Raw genomic sequence first — 16,127 nt, 5'->3', positions numbered from 1 at the left:
AGAAGTCAGCAGAGGTCATAGTATTAGTTGGTCTAGAACAACTAAGAAGGACCGAACAATTAAGAGAGAATAGCCCTTGGCATTCAGTGAGTCATGATGAACACAGAAAACGTAGTACCTCACTTGAGGGAGGAAGCGGTGAATCCCGTGGGAGATCTCTTGGAGGGTGGAGTGACCACTGGCATAAAGAGAACAGCTATTCACGGAAGTTATAAAGACTTGCGTCAATTATCTTAATTGAACCGCCGTATACGGAACCGTACGTACGGTGGTGTGAGAGGACGGGAGTTAATCGCTCCCTCCTACTCGATTTATATGCGCCATCCGCGTTCATATTGTGTCGGCGATTCAATTTTTGCGTTTAGTTCATTAGCTGCATGGTAAGGCCAATATGGATTTCTCAATAATTCGCGGGCGACAAAAATAAGATCCGCCCGGTTGTTTTTTAAAATCTCTTCCGCCTGCAAAGGTGAAGTAATTAAGCCGACTGCCCCTGTTTTGATGTTTGCTTCCTGTCTGATTTTTTCGCTAAATGGCACTTGGTACCCGGGATAAACATCTATATTTGCCGGGACAAGCCCTCCTGAGCTGACATCAATCAAATCGACACCATCCTCTTTCAGCCATTTAGCAATTTGTACGTAATCATTTATCGTCGATCCGCCTTCAACATAGTCACTGGCGGAAACACGAACAAACAACGGGCCTTCCCACACTTTCCTTACGGCTTGGATAACCTCTTTTAAAAACCGGTAGCGGTTCTCTAAGCTTCCTCCGTACTCATCATTGCGCTTGTTTGATAGCGGAGATAAAAATTCGTTAATGAGATAACCGTGGGCAGCATGGATTTCGATGATATCAAAGCCTGCGTCCTTAGCTCGTTTTGCTCCTAATTGAAATTTTTCAACCGTTTCTTTTATTTGTTCTTTTGTCAGTTCTTTCGGTGTACGGCTGTTTTGATCAAAAGGAATTGAAGATGGGGCGAATATGTCTCCGCTCACATTTGACTTTCTTCCTGCATGAGCAAGCTGGATACCTGTTTTCGCTCCGTATGATTTGATTTGCTGCACAAGTTCAGCCAATTTTATAATATGGTCATCTTCCCATATACCGAGGTCCAATTCAGAAATTCTGCCTTCCGGCGTAACAGCTGTTGCTTCAAGAATGATGAGGCCCACCTGTCCCACCGCTCTTGAAATGTAATGTGTGAAATGAAAATCTTCAAGAAATCCTTTTTTATTTGCGGCTGAGTACATGCACATCGGCGACATGACAATTCGATTTTTCAATGTGACATCTTTAATCGTAAATGGAGAAAATAATAATCGGTCTTTCATCTTTTATTCGCCTCCCTAAATATTTCCTTTGAAATTTTAGCAATTATGATTATTTTTGTCATATGATCTGCTTGGTAAATATAAAAAAGGGGTTCAGTATTGCTCGCTGAACCCGAATCCGATTTCAGATTATTGTTCGTTCACCAGTTTTTCCTCCAAAGCGCTGTTTAATTCTTTTGACCGTTCGACTGCCCGTTTCACACAGCTTATAATAGCTTCATCTACGTGATGATCGTTTAAGACGCTTAAGCCGGCTTCAGTTGTGCCGCCTGGGCTCATTATTTCTTTTCTTAGAGTAGACGGCTCTTTGTCAGACGTTTTTAACATTAATGCTGCCCCATAAAGTGTTTGAACAATGAGGGAGCGCGCCATGGACTTTTCTAACCCGATTTCTTCTGCTGCTTTTTCCATTGCTTCTACTATGTAATAAATATAGGCTGGTCCGCTTCCTGCCAGTCCTGTGACGGCATCGAGCTTGTCTTCTTCAACAATTTCAACTGTTCCGATCAATTGAAACAGTTCAACAGCTGCTGACAGGTCACCATCCGTTGCATATTGTCCTTGTGCCAAGGCGGTTGCTGATTGTCTGATGGTAGCGGACGTATTCGGCATTGCTCGAATGACGGGAATACGTTTGTTGAATAATGTTTCAATTGCTTTCGTTGAAACGCCTGCGAGCATGGAAATAACAAGATGGTTTTCTGTTGCGTATTCGCGGACTGTTTTTACTGCCTCGTCAACGTCCTTCGGCTTCATCGCGAAAAAAATCGTTTTTGTGTTGTCAAACAAATGCTTTTTATCTTTTGTCATCGTGACGCCGTATGTTTTTTGCAGCTCCTCGAGCCGCTTTTCATTGGAACGGTTTGTCACAACGATCTCTTCTCTCCGGCACTTGTTCCCGTTGATCAATCCGGATATAATAGCTTCCGCCATAGATCCGGCTCCGATAAATCCAAACTTGTACATAAAAAGAGACTCCTTCCTGATTGTTTTATATGTTTCTTTTGAACTTCTTCCCTATAAACTTAGTTTAAAAGAGAAGAGATTCAGTTGGAAAGGTAGCGAGAAAACGTTTTACTATTCATCTGTTAAGCAACAGAAGCGCATGCTTTGGATAGGCTTGTATGATGAAATGTTTCCCTGCCTTAAATTCTAAAAGCGTTGTAGAATTAATTTTTTATCAGTTCCTACGGCTTGTCAAGTATACTTATGAATTATTTGAATAAAATGACAAATTGATTTATCATGTGTAAAATAAGTTATATTAAAAAATTAAAGGCGGTTTGCAAAAATGTTCAGCAAAGATGCAATTTATAAAATAACGATCCCTATACCTTATCCGATTAAAGATGTGAACGTGTATGTTGTAAAAGGGGACGCATTGACATTAGTGGATGCAGGGATGAAAACGGAGGAAGCGTGGAGAGTTTTTGAACATAAGCTGAAGGAAATAGGGCTTGTGCCTGAGGATATTGAGCAAGTCATTCTTACCCACCATCATCCTGACCATATCGGTTTGCTCGATTTTTTTGATGGCGATCTTCGTGTTTTGGGCCATCGTTTGCTTGCTCCTTGGCTTTCTCATGATGTGCGTTTTTTTGATCGGCAAAAGGAATTTTTTTTAGAATTGTTGAAGCAGTTTGCCGTCCCAGAGTCGTTTAAGTCACACTTAGATCATCTTGATCTTTCCTTATATCCACGCAATCATCCGCTGACCTCCTCCATTCAAGAAGGAGATGAAATAGACGGGATGCCTGGGTTTACAGTCATTGAGACTCCTGGACATGCCCAAAGCCATATCGTTTTGTACAATGAGGAAGACTGCCGAATGATCGGCGGCGATCATTTGCTGAAAACCATTTCCTCCAATCCTGTTCTTGAAATGCCGTATGAAGGAAAAGAGCGTCCAAAACCTCAGCTGCAATATAATGAATCTTTGAAAAAGCTTTTGCATATTCCGATTTCTGTTGTCTTTCCGGGTCATAAAGATGAATTTTTCGATCCTCACCTGTTGATTCGGAACCGTTTAGACAAACAGCATGAACGCGCGCTCACCGTATTAAAGCATTTAGAAAAACAGGAAATGACGGTGTTTGCTCTTTGCAAGCTTCTTTTTCCGTCTGCTTATCAACAAGAGCTTTTATTTGCTATATCAGAAACTGTTGCTCAGCTTGATTATTTAGAACAATATGGAAAAATTAACAAAAGAATAGAAAATGGCGTTTTACTTTTTTCCGCGCAACGAAGAGGTGACAAATAAATGAATTCGCGGCTTAAAGATCGATTGGTAGTTATTACGGGGGCATCGAGCGGGATCGGGGAAAAAATCGCAAGGATCGTTGCAGAAAGCGGTGGACATTTAGTTTTGCTGGCTAGGAGGAAGGATCGTCTCAAGAAACTTTCGGATGAGCTTCAAGCCTCTCACTCTATTTCTTGTACATATTACGAACTGGATGTCAGTGACCTTGACGCAGTTTCCGAAGTATTTACGGACATCACAGAGAATTTTGACCGAGTGGATGTTTTAGTCAATAATGCTGGTTTTGGTATTTTTCGAAATGCAGAGGAAGCAACATTCGAAGAGATGCAGCAAATGTTTAAAGTAAATGTGTTCGGATTAATTGCTGCGACAAAGCTGGTTCTTCCGAAGATGCTGGCCCAACGGGAAGGGCATATTATTAATGTCGCCTCTCAGGCTGGCAAAATAGCTACTCCGAAATCAAGCATCTATTCTGCTACAAAACATGCTGTTTTAGGCTTTACGAACAGCTTGCGGATGGAAGTGGCGGACCGCGGGATTTTTGTAACATCTGTCAATCCGGGTCCAATTGAAACGGATTTTTTCAATCTTGCCGATACGTCAGGGGATTATGTGAAAAACGTCCAACGCTGGATGCTTAATCCGGAAGCTGTTGCACAAAAAATCGTGAGCGTGATGCTGACAAATAAACGGGAAATTAATATGCCTGTTTGGATGGAGCTTGGCGGGCTTGTTTATCGTCTTATGCCCTCCCTATTTGAAAAAGTTGCCGGAAATTTGTTTCGGCAAAAATGACCGGGAGCATGATGCAGGAAATGAACAGAAAGCTGAAGGCGGACTTTTCGCTAAAATCTCCGCTCTCACTTCTGAAAAGGCGCGTCAAGCGTCTTTTTATTTTGACAAAAAATTCAGCTCTTTCACCGATTTGTCTCCAACTTAAATCTTCTAAAAAACGCGGCTGTATTTTGAATAAGCTTTCCAAGCTTAATATCTGTTTTTCGATGCCGTACTTCGTTGTTATGCTTCTTTTGTACCGCGAAAAATGGCGCAAATTCCCATTGAAATCGAACGTATATTCCCATACAATAAAAATAAAATAAAACCGAACATACATTCTCATGAGGGGATGATGGAATGAATTATGAATCGTTTCCAAACCGGCATATATTATGCATCGATATGAAAAGCTTTTATGCGAGCTGTGCGGCGGTCATACTTGGGCTTGATCCTTTAACAGCCCACATTGCTATCGTTGGGGACAAAGAGCGGACAGGAAGCATTGTATTGGCCGCTTCACCAAAACTGAAGGAAGATTTCGGAATTCAAACCGGATCCCGCTTATTTCAAATTCCAAACGACCCCCGCATCCGCCTCATCACTCCGAAAATGGCGACGTATTTACGGATTTCTGCTGAAATTACTCGGCTGCTGAACCGCTATGTTCCGAAAGAAAACATCCATGTTTACAGCGTAGATGAATGTTTTATTACTGCGGATGGAACAGAAAGACTTTGGGGGGATGCGCATAGTCTGGCCGAAAAAATTGTGGAAGATTTACGAAATGAATTTTCTCTCCCATGCGCGGTTGGGATCGGTCCAAACATATTGATGGCGAAGCTTTGTCTAGATTTGGAGGCGAAAAAGAAAGGTATAGCGGAATGGACGTATGATGATGTCAAAACGAAGCTGTGGAGCATCAAGCCGTTGCGTAAGATGTGGGGGATTGGGGCAAGACTTGAAAAAACGTTAAATCGAATGGGAATTTTTACAGTCGGTCAGCTCGCAAATTATCCGTTAGAGCTCCTTGAAAAGAAGTTCGGCGTCATGGGGAATCAGCTTTATTACCACGCATGGGGAATAGATCTTTCCGACATAGGCTCTCCGATTATGCTGGGGCAAATCAGTTTTGGAAAAAATCAAATATTGCTTCGCGACTATCCGGACCCCGAAGAGGTGAAATGCGTCATCTTAGAAATGTGCGAGGAAGTGGCAAAAAGAGCGAGGGAACACCGGATGGCGGGGAGAACAATCAGCCTTGGAATCGGCTACAGCCAAAAGGAAGGCGGGGGAGGATTTTACCGTTCAAAAACGATGGATGTCTCAACAAATATTACGATGGATCTTTATCGAGCCTGCCTTTTGCTGTTTGATCGTTTTTATGAGGGGAAGACAGTCAGAAAAATTTCCATCTCTCTTTCCAACGTGGAAAAAGACAGCGGCATGCAGCTTGATTTGTTTAGGCCGAACCGCATAAAAGAGCATCGTTTAGGATATGTAATGGATGCGATTCGGAACAAGCACGGCTCCAATGCACTGCTGCGCGCTGTTTCGTATACGAAGGCAGGAACGAGTCTTCACCGCAACAAGCTGATCGGCGGGCATTATGCGTAACGAATATGAAGAAAAGAAAGCAAAGGATGGGATAAACAATGATTCAGGATCGTGGAAGCATAAAATGGACAGCTATGATGCTGCCCGAGCATGTGAAATTACTAAGGAAATACAATGAAAGTTTAGATAAAGTCGAAAAACCGGTTTTAGATGAACAAAAATATGAAGAATTTAATGAAGTTATCTGTGAGGCTATGGAAGAGAACATTACTCTACAATTCACCTATTATCAAAAAGGTGAAATAAAGAAGCTTGTCGGCAATATTCATTATATCGATCAGCTAAAAAGAGAATTACGAATTGTTGATTACTTGACTAAAAAACATGTTTTAAAATTAGGAGATATTATTGAAATTGAGCAATACTAAGAAAACAGCATTAGAAATACAAACTTAATAGGGGTAGCGTAAGGTCAGGAAAATGCAGATTTACAACGCTTAGAAAATGACGATAATTAACAGCCCAATTGTAATGCACCCCTTTGTCAAGACACAAATTGATAATATTTAAGTTATCCATTCTCTCCTTTCGCTATGAATGTGGTGCGTGTGCGATAAAGGCTTGACATGGAGCCTCTACGGGCACGATTTTTTGCGCTGGAGCGATGGACAGATAACATCGCATGGCTAAAACAGCCTATCATGCCCGTCTCTCCATATAAAGCCTCTCATCACGTTCGATGGTTAGGATGCTTGAACCATCTTAGGTTGCTTGTACACTGTTGCTGGCGTCAAATAGTCCAAGGATTGGTGAGGTCGGTCTGTATTATAGAACGTAACATAGCGTCGAATGCCTTTTCGCAACTCTTTAGGATTCTCGAATTCATTGAGATAGATACATTCATACTTTAAAGCTCTAAAGAATCGTTCCGTACGACTATTGTCTGTTGCTCGTCCTTTGCCATCCATTGATACCTGGATGCCATACTCTTTCAACAGCCCGAGATAGTCAGCGTTTGTAAAATGGCTGCCCTGGTCACTATTGATGATGGCCGGCTTACCATGACGCAATGCCCGTTTAAGACAGTTGATGACAAATCCTTTCTCCAGCGTACTAGATAACTCGTAATCGATCACTTTGCGGCTGAACCAGTCGATGATGGTAAACAGATACATAAAGCCCCGTCCCATACGAAGGTAGGTGATATCCACTCCCCACACATGGTTCGGATGGGTGATCTCCCATCCACGGAGCAGGTAAGGTCGGCAGTACTTGGCATGTAGCCTCTTACTAAGGTTGGGTTTTGGGTAAATAGCTTGTATACCCATAAGGCGCATGAGACGGCGTACGCGTTTACGATTCACATCAAATCCTTTCTCACGAAGTTTCGCAGTCATGCGCCTGTAGCCAAAGTAGGGATGAGCTGTATAAAGCATATCCATTTCGTGCATGAGCATGATGTTTTCTGAGCTTTCTGTTTGCCCCTTTGATTGGCGATACACGCTAGTACGATGAATACCTAATAACTGTGCCTGACGCTTGATGCTGATCGATGGGTGATTGAATTCGACCATAGCCTTTCGTTCGTCAACAGACTTATTTGAGCCCAGATTTTTTTTTCAGCCAGTCAACTTCAACCGTTAACTGACCTACCAATTTCTCTAAATTTTCTTGTTTGGCCTCATATTCTTTACGGATTTTATCCACTTCGCTTGAGCCTTTTTCAAAGACCATCGAGGATCGTTCTAGAAATTCTGCTTTCCAACGACTGACCATGACTGGGCTTAATTCATATTTGGCGGCTATTTCATTGACGGTTTGCTCTTCACGCAACACCTCAAGAACCACCTTAGCTTTAAATTCTGCGGTATATCGGTTTCTTTTTTTCATGGTATCATTATAACTTATTTATCACGCTCATGTGTCTCACCTTATGGGAGCATTATAAATTTCTAAAAATTTGAGAAATTGGGCTTTTTGCTACTCTACCATCGGCGTCCTATAATGGAATAACTAAAACATGATCTCAATCTTAAAATCAATTAATTTTTCTTTCACTAAAAAAGCACCCGTTAGTGAATAAGTGACATTCACGGTTAACAAAAAACAATTAAGTTTCACTCTGCCACTATAGGGTCATTTTCTGGAATAAGTAAGAGAATTATTTTCTTAGCTCCTGTAATAATTTACACTTATTAAAAAAGGACGCACCCCAAACTTTGACATTAGCTGTGTCAGGGCGTCCACAACAAGAGTGTTGGGGCATGAAGAAAAAGCGTTTTTGTAGCTATCAACTTCTTAAAGCCTCTCAGAAGCCCTCACAGGCTTTCTAAGGGCTATCCTATTCTATTTCCGCCAAAAAGTTGAACAGTCTGCTTTATCCTGAATATTAAATTCAATCATTTTCTCCAGCAACTCGTAATTTACCGGCTCATTCCACGGAATTCGAAACAAGCCTTTGGTAGCGCTGTAGCCAGCTTGGGCGATTTCATCGGCAAAATGCATCATTGTCTTTTCTTCAGGTGAAACGCTCAAATGATGCTTCGCTGTGGAAAAGCCGATGATAAATGTGCCGTGATCGGTAAACATTGGCGTATTCCACTTGATTTGCGGTTTCAAATTTGGAAATTTATTAGCAACCCACGCCAAAATTTCCTCTGTTCGGTCGCGGTGGTCGGGGTTATCGATACCTGCTAAATATTTTGCAAAAACTTCCATGTTATTTCCTCCTAAAATAAAAATCGTTCAGAGAAGTTCCTCAAACCCATTCGTCGTTAAAACTCCTCACAGAACCGCTCAGACAAGTTCTTAAACAACACCTATTTCCACTATATATTTTACAACCTGAATAGTCAAAATGGCTTAAAATGCAAATTAGTTTGAAATTTTCCATCCGAATGTAGAGTTAAAAAAGGTTCGATCATTTAAAGCAAATTATAATAAAGATTGATAAAACCATGATATTGTGAAACAATTTACTTAAACGAAAGGAAAGGGTACAGCACCAAATTAAATGAATATTAGTTTAATTTATGCTGTATCTTTTCGCTAGTCAACTACACGAGCCGTAGCAATTCAATGACCGAATTGCTACGGTAATCAGTTTAATGATTTAAGGATGGCTGATAACTTGAAAACAAATGCTAGGTATCAAACTTGGATTCGAATGAATAAACTACTAATTTTTTTGCTTTTTTCACTTTTATTCATTTTGTTGACATTCTTACCTATTAATTTATATCTGCGAGTTTTGTCAGGTATTATAGCGTTACCATTAATTTATATTACATTTATCCTTTCTTATTCTTATTACCAATTCGCAGCATTTGGGGGAAATTATCAGTCAAAAATACATGACTTAATTGTTGCCAAGGTGAATTGGGATGGGCAAGGAAAAATACTGGATATAGGAAGGCAGCGGTTCACTGATTATAAAACTTGCAAAGGCTTTTCCTGAGTCCCTATTAACTGGAATTGATTATTGGGGCGACGATTGGGAATATTCGAAAGATCAATGCCAACGAAACGCTGAAATTGAAGGGGTTTCTGATCGAATAAATTTTCTGAAAGCAAGTGCCACAAAACTGCCTTTTAAAAATGATGAATTCGATATAATTGTAAGTTGTCTAACATTTCATGAAGTTAAAGATGAAAGAAATAAAACAGAAGTAATGAAAGAGGCATTAAGAGTGTTAAAACCTGGTGGTGGATTTGTCTTTTTAGATTTGTTTATGGATGAAAAAATATTTGGGGATGAAAAAGAACTCTTAAATTCCTTAAAGAAACATGGTGTATCTGAATTGAAAAGCTACAAACTCGCTAAAGTAATGAAACTGCCAAAGCTTTTATTGAACAAAAAAGTATTAGGGAATGCAATGATATTGATTGGAAGAAAATAGACGTGTCATCATTTGCTTGTGAAAATAACGCTGATTTCTCACAAATAAAAACAACAGCTTTATTCAACTAACCCGGCTAATAGTTTGTCCATATTTCTCTATAAATGTTTAAAAAACGTTAATCGGTTATGTTCATTCTGCTTCAATAAGCGGAGAGAGCTAAAATATGATAGAATGGAGGCAAAATTAAAAAAGGATGATTTTAGCCTATGAACATTTCGTTTACAAACGCAGCGAAAGCAAAGCTTAAAGAGATATTGGAAATGAACGAAAACCGCTATATAAAGCTGAAATATGATACAGATGGCTGCGGCTGTGTCATGAGCGGTGTTACTGTTCTTTGGCTTGTGAAAGATCTTGATGAGGATGATATGAAAATTGATACAAATTTTGTCCCGGTGTACGTGGAGCGATCAAAGCTTGTTTTTTTAGATGATGAATTGCAAATCGATTATCACGGGCAAAAACAAATATTCATGCTCAAAAGTCCAATGCAAATTTACAATCCAAGAATGAGCTGCATTGTGAAATGAGGGAACAAAATTGAAGGAACGTCTAGCTTCTTTAAAGAACATTGCTTTAAATAAAACATGGGTGTCCTTTCTCCATGACAATCATCCGTACACCCTTCTGCATTGGTCTGTAGGAGGAATGGGATATGAAAAAAAGGATGTGTGGCTGATTCAAGATGAAATGACGTTTGAAGCGGAAGAGTTTGCCACGATCGATGAAGCAATTGCATGGATGGAAAAAAACATGCAGAATATTCACGATGTATTAGGATAAAAAAGAGCATGCATTGGTCAAAGGAAGGGAAAAAACATGAAAGATGCATGGAATCTCAAAGATCAGATCGGCGAAGAAAAAGCGAAAAAGCTTATAGATATGAAAAAACAAATTGAAGAAGAAAAGGAGAAATTAAAAAAACTGGAATTGGAGCGTAAAAGAAAAGAGGAACAAAAGCGGGAAAAACAGAAAAGCTTTGCTGAATTGCTCGCAGAAAGCGACTTGAAATGGGAAGATTTTAAATAAAAAGCTGGAAAGGAGGCTGTCCAAAAAGTCAGGGTTCACTGACTTTTTGGAGCCCCTTCATTTTAGGGACTTATCGGATAGACCATTTTTCCTGTCTTGTTTATATCCTCCAGAAGTCTTATGAAGGACTTTTCTTCATTAGGTTCTTCAAAAGTTGTATGACGGACATTCAGCATATACAATTGCTTCTTGTTGGACTTCATTGCCTCTATGAAGGACATTTACAAATTTTATTCGATTATTTTTGTCCTTCACAGTAGTATTTTTCCCCGATCCTTCATTTTAGGAACTCATCGGACAGCCCCTTAATTCCCAACATTTATTATGCCGCCATGAATTTGTTTAGAAACACTTTCTTTTATAAATGAAAAAGAATTCCCACAAGAGAATAGATAATGACAGTTGAAAATAAGATTGTCATATGAAACAGAGAATAAAGAAACATTGATTTTGCCCATTTCTCTGAATCCATTTTTTTATAGCCGAAAATGCTTAACATAAGCCACAGAACGCTTAAAAGAAGGGCTACTAGCATAAGACCGAGGCTTAAAGGCCCAAAAAGAAAGCTTGCTGCAATTAAAATAATTAAATAAATATTCGTTTGTATATATGCTCTTTTAACACCTTTGACAACTGGGAGCATAGGAACCTTCGCAGCCTTATACTCATCGTGCTTGCGAATAGCTATAGCATAAAAATGAGGCATTTGCCAAATAATTGAAATCACAAACAAACCAAGAATGGCTGGATGTGTCACGTCCGGATGAACAGCAGCCCATCCGATGAGAGGGGGCATTGCTCCAGAAATACTGCCAATTTCCGTATTATAAATTGTTCTTCTCTTGCTCCACATCGTATATGGGACAACATAAAAAAACAAACCTAGAAACCCTAGGAATGCTGCTAGAGGAGTTGTTAATGCAAGAGCTGCAATTCCTAAAATAGACATACAGATTCCAAGCCATAATACTGTTTTAGGCTTTATTGCTCCTGTCACAGTCGGTCTGTTTTTCGTCCTTTCCATGATAGAATCTATATCTCGGTCATATAAGTTGTTAAAAGCTCCAGCTGCACCCATTACGAAAATCGATCCAATCAAAGCAAATAACATTTCCGGCAATTTCTCAAACAGGCTGATCTGATACGTATACAATGCCAATGTCAATCCAGCCAACATCGGAACGAGATTTGATTGAATAATTCCAATTTTACAAGTTTCAGCCAAAATTTGGGGCAAAGTTGGTTTCTGTGTAGTAAGGCTTTCTTCTTTTCGCATTCTTCCCCTCTTCCTTTTTCACTCATGATCTATAAATCTAGGAGGACATTGTTGATAGTTGCGTCCAGCATAATGAGAAATTATAATTTGTATACTGATTAGAATTTATATACTATCTGGTATGTTAATGCTATATGGTATGATTGTCAAGAGAGAGGGAGGATAGCAAATTGGTCAGACGAAGATTAACCCAAGAGGAGCGAAAAAAAGAAACGCGGCAATTACTTTTAGAGTCAGCTGTTGAAATCTTTGCTCGATTCGGCTTTCACGGCGCTTCTGTTGATAAAATTGCAGAACATGCCGGATTTAGCAAAGGGGCGGTATATGCCCATTTTCGTTCCAAAGAAGAGCTCTTTTTAGCTATTTTGGAGCAACAAATGCAATTGCATGTGGACAACATTCTTCAAGTCATAGACGGACAGCATTCGCTTTCACATTTTATCGAAACGATGGATGAATATTTCCTGTCAGTTAGGCAGAAAAATCGAACGTGGAGCATGCTTAACATGGAATTTTTTCTTTATGCGATGCGTGAAGAATCGGTACGCCGAAAATGGTCTGACATGATAACGGAAGCGGTACAACAAATTTCCAAGGCGATTGAAAAATTGAAGTCGAAAGAGAATAACGATTCTGCTCTATCTGCGGATGAAATAGCATGGACTATTCTTTCGTTAGAAAACGGTTTAGCGATATTTTATTATATTAGCGAAGACCGTGTGCCTCTTCATTTATATGGAAAAGCACTGCAAAATTTGCTTCGATCCCCTCATTAGAAAATATTCAAGCTTAAACGGATTTCAAAATATATTAGTCCAAAATTTTTCAAGATAGGAATGGACGGCGCTGTTCAATGAACCGATACATATAGTTGTAAATCCGGTTTATGTGCTATGAACAATCGTTTAGCCATTGAGATTGCAACATGATCATGCGAATCCCATCCGTTTCGGCAGGAACATCAACTGGATAGCTAAATTGAATTTTCAACAGTCATGTGAATTCCGAAAATAAATAAGCGGGGATCGTCCCCGCCTGTTTTAATCGCGATGGATTGTATAAAGAGACTGTTTTGTTGCGTTTATAAGCGCTTCGTACTCTTCTTCCAGCAGATCTTTTGCTTTCGCTGCTTGGACATTTTCAAGCAGCTGCTCTTGCTTGCTCGCTCCGGCAATGCAGGAGGCTACAACACGCTGATGAAGAACATATTTTACGGCTGTTTCCGTCCGAGTGCGATCCGGGCATGCTGAATCGATGCTGTGCAAAGCTTCTTTTAATTCATCGAACGTGTAGTCTAAATATCCATTGTTCTTGACGCGCTCAGAGGCTTTTTCGAGCGGGCGCTCTGTCAAGAGGCCTTGAGCCAACGGCCCTCTGGCAATAACAGAAACGTTATGCTCCTGAATCAAAGGAAACCATTCTTCTGGGCGCCGGTCAAGAAGGCTGTATTGCATCATGATTGAAACGATATTGGAGCGTTTCAACCATTCTTTCATAACGTTCGGCCGAATCGAAGAAATGCCGTAGTAGCGGATGACGCCTTCCTGCTTTAACTCTTCGAACGCTTCAATCGTTTCATCGATCGGGTCGTCGATTGTTCCTCCGTGAAGCTGATATAAGTCGATATAATCTGTACCCAGCCGTCTGAGGCTTTCTTTCACTTCTTCCTTTATGTATTTCTTGGATGGATCCCACCACCATCCGTCTTTGCCAACTTCAAACCGGTTTCCTACTTTTGTTGCTAAAATGATATCGTTTCGACGCGATTTAAGAGCCCTTCCGACAAATTCTTCATTCAGGCCTTGATCATAAAGATCTGCTGTATCAAAAAAATTAATCCCCAATTCAAGCGCTTGGTCAATCAGCGAACGCGCATGCTTTTCGTCGCGGCCAAGCGACATGCATCCAAGACCGATTTCGCTCACATACAGCTCGGATGTTCCTAATCTGCGCTTTTTCAAAAAGATCACCTCTCTTTTTCTCTTCTAATTTGAAAGTAGTATAAACTTTTTGAAAAAGCAAATGTTTCATATTCATGATGAAGCCATTCATAGACTGTTTTATATCGTTTTGCGGCTTCCTTTAAGCTGTAAGCAATTTCCTTCGGCTTTCCAATCATCACGACCCGGTTATAATTCCGATACATGAGCAATCGCTCCGCCTCCTTTTTAATTATGGTAGAATGTATGAAGAATGATTGGATAATAGAACAGGAGTTGAATATATGAACCGTTTAAACGAGGAAACGATTGCGAAGGAAAAAATTTTTTCAGGGAAGATTATTGATGTATATGTGGAAGATGTCCGTCTCCCAAACGGGGAAAATGCGAAACGTGAAGTCGTGAAGCATCCTGGTGCAGTTGCCGTGATCCCTATTACAAATGAAGGGAAAATTGTCATGGTGAGACAATATCGCAAAGCTTTAGAACGCCAGCTTGTGGAAATTCCTGCCGGCAAGCTTGAAAAAGGGGAGTCACCTGAAATCACAGCAAGAAGAGAGTTGGAAGAAGAAACGGGCTATGGATGTGAATCATTAAAACATGTCATTTCGTTTTATACTTCACCGGGCTTTGCTGATGAACTCGTTCATCTTTATTTAGCTGAAGGATTGATAAAGCTGGAAAATAAAGCGAGTTTGGATGAAGACGAGTTTGTCGAGGTGCTGGAAGTAACCCTTGAGGAAGCGAGAAAATTGATAGAAGAAAAAGAAATTTACGATGCAAAAACAGCTTATGCAGTTCAATATTTAACATTAAAACAATTGAGTGAGGAGATATGAACGCTTTTTTCGCAGATTTGCACATTCATATCGGCAGAACAAATACAGGAAAACCGGTAAAGATTACGGGGGCCAAGTCGCTGACGCTTGAAAATATTTTTATTGAAGCAGTTGAGAGCAAAGGTATGGATATAATTGGCATCATTGATTGCCATGTTCCCGAAGTAATCAAGGAAATTGAAGATGGCATCAGAAGAGGAAAGTATGAGGAATTAATGGAAGGGGGAGTCCGCTATCAAAATTCGACACTTATTTTAGGTACGGAGCTTGAAATATTTGATGAACATTGCAATGGGCCGATTCATGTTCTATGCTTTATGCCGACTTTAGAAAAGATGAAGGAATTTTCCCATTGGCTCAGCTCCCATTTAAAAAATATTCATTTAAGCTCTCAACGGGTATATGTTGAAGGGAAAAGACTTCAGCATAAAGTGAAGAGCTTGGGCGGATTGTTCATTCCGGCGCATATTTTTACTCCTTTTAAAAGCTTGTACGGAAAAGGGGTTCAGCGAAGCTTGACAGAAGTTTTTGATCAAACACTCATCGATGCGGTCGAGCTCGGTTTGAGCAGCGATACTAACATGGCAAGCCGTATTCGTGAACTAGCTTCCTATCCATTTTTAACGAACTCAGACGCCCATTCATTGCCAAAAATCGGGCGGGAATATCAGAAGTTGTTGTTAAAAGCGCCGACGTTTCAGGAATTGGTGATGGCGATCAAAAAAGAAAACGACAGAAAAATTGAGGCGAATTACGGATTAAACCCGAAACTTGGAAAGTATTACGAAACGTTTTGTGAAGCGTGCCAAAAAACAGTAGGCTTGACAGATGAGGGATGCTGTCAAATATGCGGAGGAGTAAAAATTACAAAAGGTGTAAAACAGCGGGTTGAAGAACTGGGGGATAAAACAAATCATGCGCCGAAAAGGCCCCCTTATATTCATCAAGTCCCGCTAGCTTTTCTGCCTGGCATTGGCCCTAAAACATTAAAAAAATTAAAGCATTATTTTGGAACGGAAATGAATATTTTACACAAAGTTCCGTACGCCGATCTTGTCGAAGTGGTTCCGGAAAAAATCGCCGCTTCCATCATCTCGGCAAGAGAAGGCACCCTTTATGTGCAATCAGGGGGAGGAGGAAAATACGGAAAAGTGGAAGGTGCGTAAATTTTCGCGCCTTTTCTTTTTTTCTAGTAAAAATACGAATATGTACC

General features: G+C 40.2%; 17 protein-coding genes and 1 pseudogene. 11 read left to right on the top strand and 7 right to left on the bottom strand.

Annotated elements, in window-relative coordinates; all coding sequences use genetic code 11:
• Nucleotides 1–311 precede the first annotated feature (311 nt).
• Nucleotides 312–1,337 (bottom strand): NADPH dehydrogenase NamA, encoded by a 1,026-nt coding sequence (namA, locus tag NSU19_RS12755; RefSeq protein ID WP_339196772.1) that lies wholly within the window; start codon nt 1,335–1,337, stop codon nt 312–314.
• Nucleotides 1,338–1,466: 129 nt separating this feature from the next.
• Nucleotides 1,467–2,303, bottom strand: a complete 837-nt coding sequence (gene proC, locus NSU19_RS12750) for a pyrroline-5-carboxylate reductase (protein ID WP_094246174.1) — start codon at nt 2,301–2,303, stop codon at nt 1,467–1,469.
• Between the two features lie 325 nt (nt 2,304–2,628).
• Here proC and NSU19_RS12745 point away from each other — a divergent pair, with 325 nt between their 5' ends.
• The 4 genes from NSU19_RS12745 to NSU19_RS12730 all read left to right on the top strand — a co-directional run bounded on the left by NSU19_RS12745 (nt 2,629) and on the right by NSU19_RS12730 (nt 6,356).
• Nucleotides 2,629–3,597, top strand: a complete 969-nt coding sequence (locus tag NSU19_RS12745; RefSeq protein ID WP_339193020.1) for an MBL fold metallo-hydrolase — start codon at nt 2,629–2,631, stop codon at nt 3,595–3,597.
• Nucleotides 3,598–4,392, top strand: a complete 795-nt coding sequence (locus NSU19_RS12740) for an SDR family oxidoreductase (RefSeq protein ID WP_094246172.1) — start codon at nt 3,598–3,600, stop codon at nt 4,390–4,392.
• A gap of 339 nt (nt 4,393–4,731) precedes the next feature.
• Entirely contained in the window at nt 4,732–5,988 is a 1,257-nt protein-coding gene (locus NSU19_RS12735) for a UV damage repair protein UvrX (protein ID WP_063388352.1), read from the top strand.
• A gap of 38 nt (nt 5,989–6,026) precedes the next feature.
• Entirely contained in the window at nt 6,027–6,356 is a 330-nt protein-coding gene (locus NSU19_RS12730; protein ID WP_066247653.1) for a YolD-like family protein, read from the top strand.
• Between the two features lie 315 nt (nt 6,357–6,671).
• Here NSU19_RS12730 and NSU19_RS12725 read toward each other — a convergent pair.
• Together NSU19_RS12725 and NSU19_RS12720 are read right to left on the bottom strand one after the other, a co-directional pair.
• Nucleotides 6,672–7,818 (bottom strand): IS3 family transposase gene (locus tag NSU19_RS12725; RefSeq protein ID WP_339196770.1). Its coding sequence is split into 2 segments (ribosomal slippage): nt 6,672–7,547 and nt 7,549–7,818, totalling 1,146 coding nucleotides; the frame shifts between segments, so codons are not numbered across the junction.
• A 456-nt stretch (nt 7,819–8,274) separates the two neighbouring features.
• Nucleotides 8,275–8,646, bottom strand: a complete 372-nt coding sequence (locus tag NSU19_RS12720) for an iron chaperone (RefSeq protein WP_130157796.1) — start codon at nt 8,644–8,646, stop codon at nt 8,275–8,277.
• A gap of 400 nt (nt 8,647–9,046) precedes the next feature.
• On the opposite strand from NSU19_RS12720, the pseudogene NSU19_RS12715 reads away from it, so the two are divergent.
• From NSU19_RS12715 to NSU19_RS12700, 4 genes and pseudogenes are all read left to right on the top strand, one after another.
• Nucleotides 9,047–9,827 (top strand): annotated as a pseudogene (locus NSU19_RS12715) (class I SAM-dependent methyltransferase).
• A gap of 209 nt (nt 9,828–10,036) precedes the next feature.
• Nucleotides 10,037–10,360: an iron-sulfur cluster biosynthesis family protein gene (locus NSU19_RS12710; RefSeq protein WP_066247658.1), complete on the top strand. Its 324-nt coding sequence runs from the start codon at nt 10,037–10,039 to the stop codon at nt 10,358–10,360.
• A 10-nt stretch (nt 10,361–10,370) separates the two neighbouring features.
• Nucleotides 10,371–10,613, top strand: a complete 243-nt coding sequence (locus tag NSU19_RS12705) for a DUF2552 family protein (protein WP_063388346.1) — start codon at nt 10,371–10,373, stop codon at nt 10,611–10,613.
• A gap of 36 nt (nt 10,614–10,649) precedes the next feature.
• Nucleotides 10,650–10,859, top strand: a complete 210-nt coding sequence (locus tag NSU19_RS12700; RefSeq protein WP_130157802.1) for a DUF3886 domain-containing protein — start codon at nt 10,650–10,652, stop codon at nt 10,857–10,859.
• A gap of 358 nt (nt 10,860–11,217) precedes the next feature.
• Here the strand turns inward: NSU19_RS12700 and cyoE are convergent, their stop codons facing one another.
• Nucleotides 11,218–12,135 carry a heme o synthase gene (gene cyoE, locus NSU19_RS12695; protein WP_063388344.1) on the bottom strand — a complete coding sequence of 306 codons (918 nt, stop codon included), beginning with the start codon at nt 12,133–12,135 and terminating at the stop codon, nt 11,218–11,220.
• 170 nt (nt 12,136–12,305) lie between these two features.
• Between cyoE and NSU19_RS12690 the strand changes: the two genes are divergently transcribed.
• Nucleotides 12,306–12,911 (top strand): TetR/AcrR family transcriptional regulator, encoded by a 606-nt coding sequence (locus tag NSU19_RS12690; RefSeq protein WP_066247661.1) that lies wholly within the window; start codon nt 12,306–12,308, stop codon nt 12,909–12,911.
• 264 nt (nt 12,912–13,175) lie between these two features.
• On the opposite strand, the gene NSU19_RS12685 is transcribed toward NSU19_RS12690, so the two are convergent.
• Together NSU19_RS12685 and mciZ are read right to left on the bottom strand one after the other, a co-directional pair.
• Nucleotides 13,176–14,096, bottom strand: a complete 921-nt coding sequence (locus NSU19_RS12685; protein ID WP_094246527.1) for an aldo/keto reductase — start codon at nt 14,094–14,096, stop codon at nt 13,176–13,178.
• Between the two features lie 5 nt (nt 14,097–14,101).
• On the bottom strand, nt 14,102–14,281 hold the full coding sequence (gene mciZ / locus NSU19_RS12680; RefSeq protein ID WP_145976098.1) for a Z-ring formation inhibitor MciZ: 180 nt from the start codon (nt 14,279–14,281) through the stop codon (nt 14,102–14,104).
• A gap of 78 nt (nt 14,282–14,359) precedes the next feature.
• Between mciZ and NSU19_RS12675 the strand changes: the two genes are divergently transcribed.
• Both NSU19_RS12675 and NSU19_RS12670 read left to right on the top strand, forming a co-directional pair.
• Nucleotides 14,360–14,914, top strand: coding sequence for an NUDIX hydrolase (locus tag NSU19_RS12675; protein WP_063388341.1), 555 nt, complete (start codon nt 14,360–14,362; stop codon nt 14,912–14,914).
• Entirely contained in the window at nt 14,911–16,080 is a 1,170-nt protein-coding gene (locus tag NSU19_RS12670) for a TIGR00375 family protein (RefSeq protein WP_094246167.1), read from the top strand. The genes NSU19_RS12675 and NSU19_RS12670 overlap by 4 nt, the downstream gene beginning before the upstream one ends.
• Nucleotides 16,081–16,127 lie beyond the last annotated feature (47 nt).

The organism is Aeribacillus sp. FSL k6-2211 (assembly GCF_037966125.1).
GTDB lineage: Bacteria > Bacillota > Bacilli > Bacillales > Aeribacillaceae > Aeribacillus > Aeribacillus composti.
Note: the sequence above shows the minus strand (reverse complement) of the source record. Positions and strands in the feature narration are given on the sequence as shown.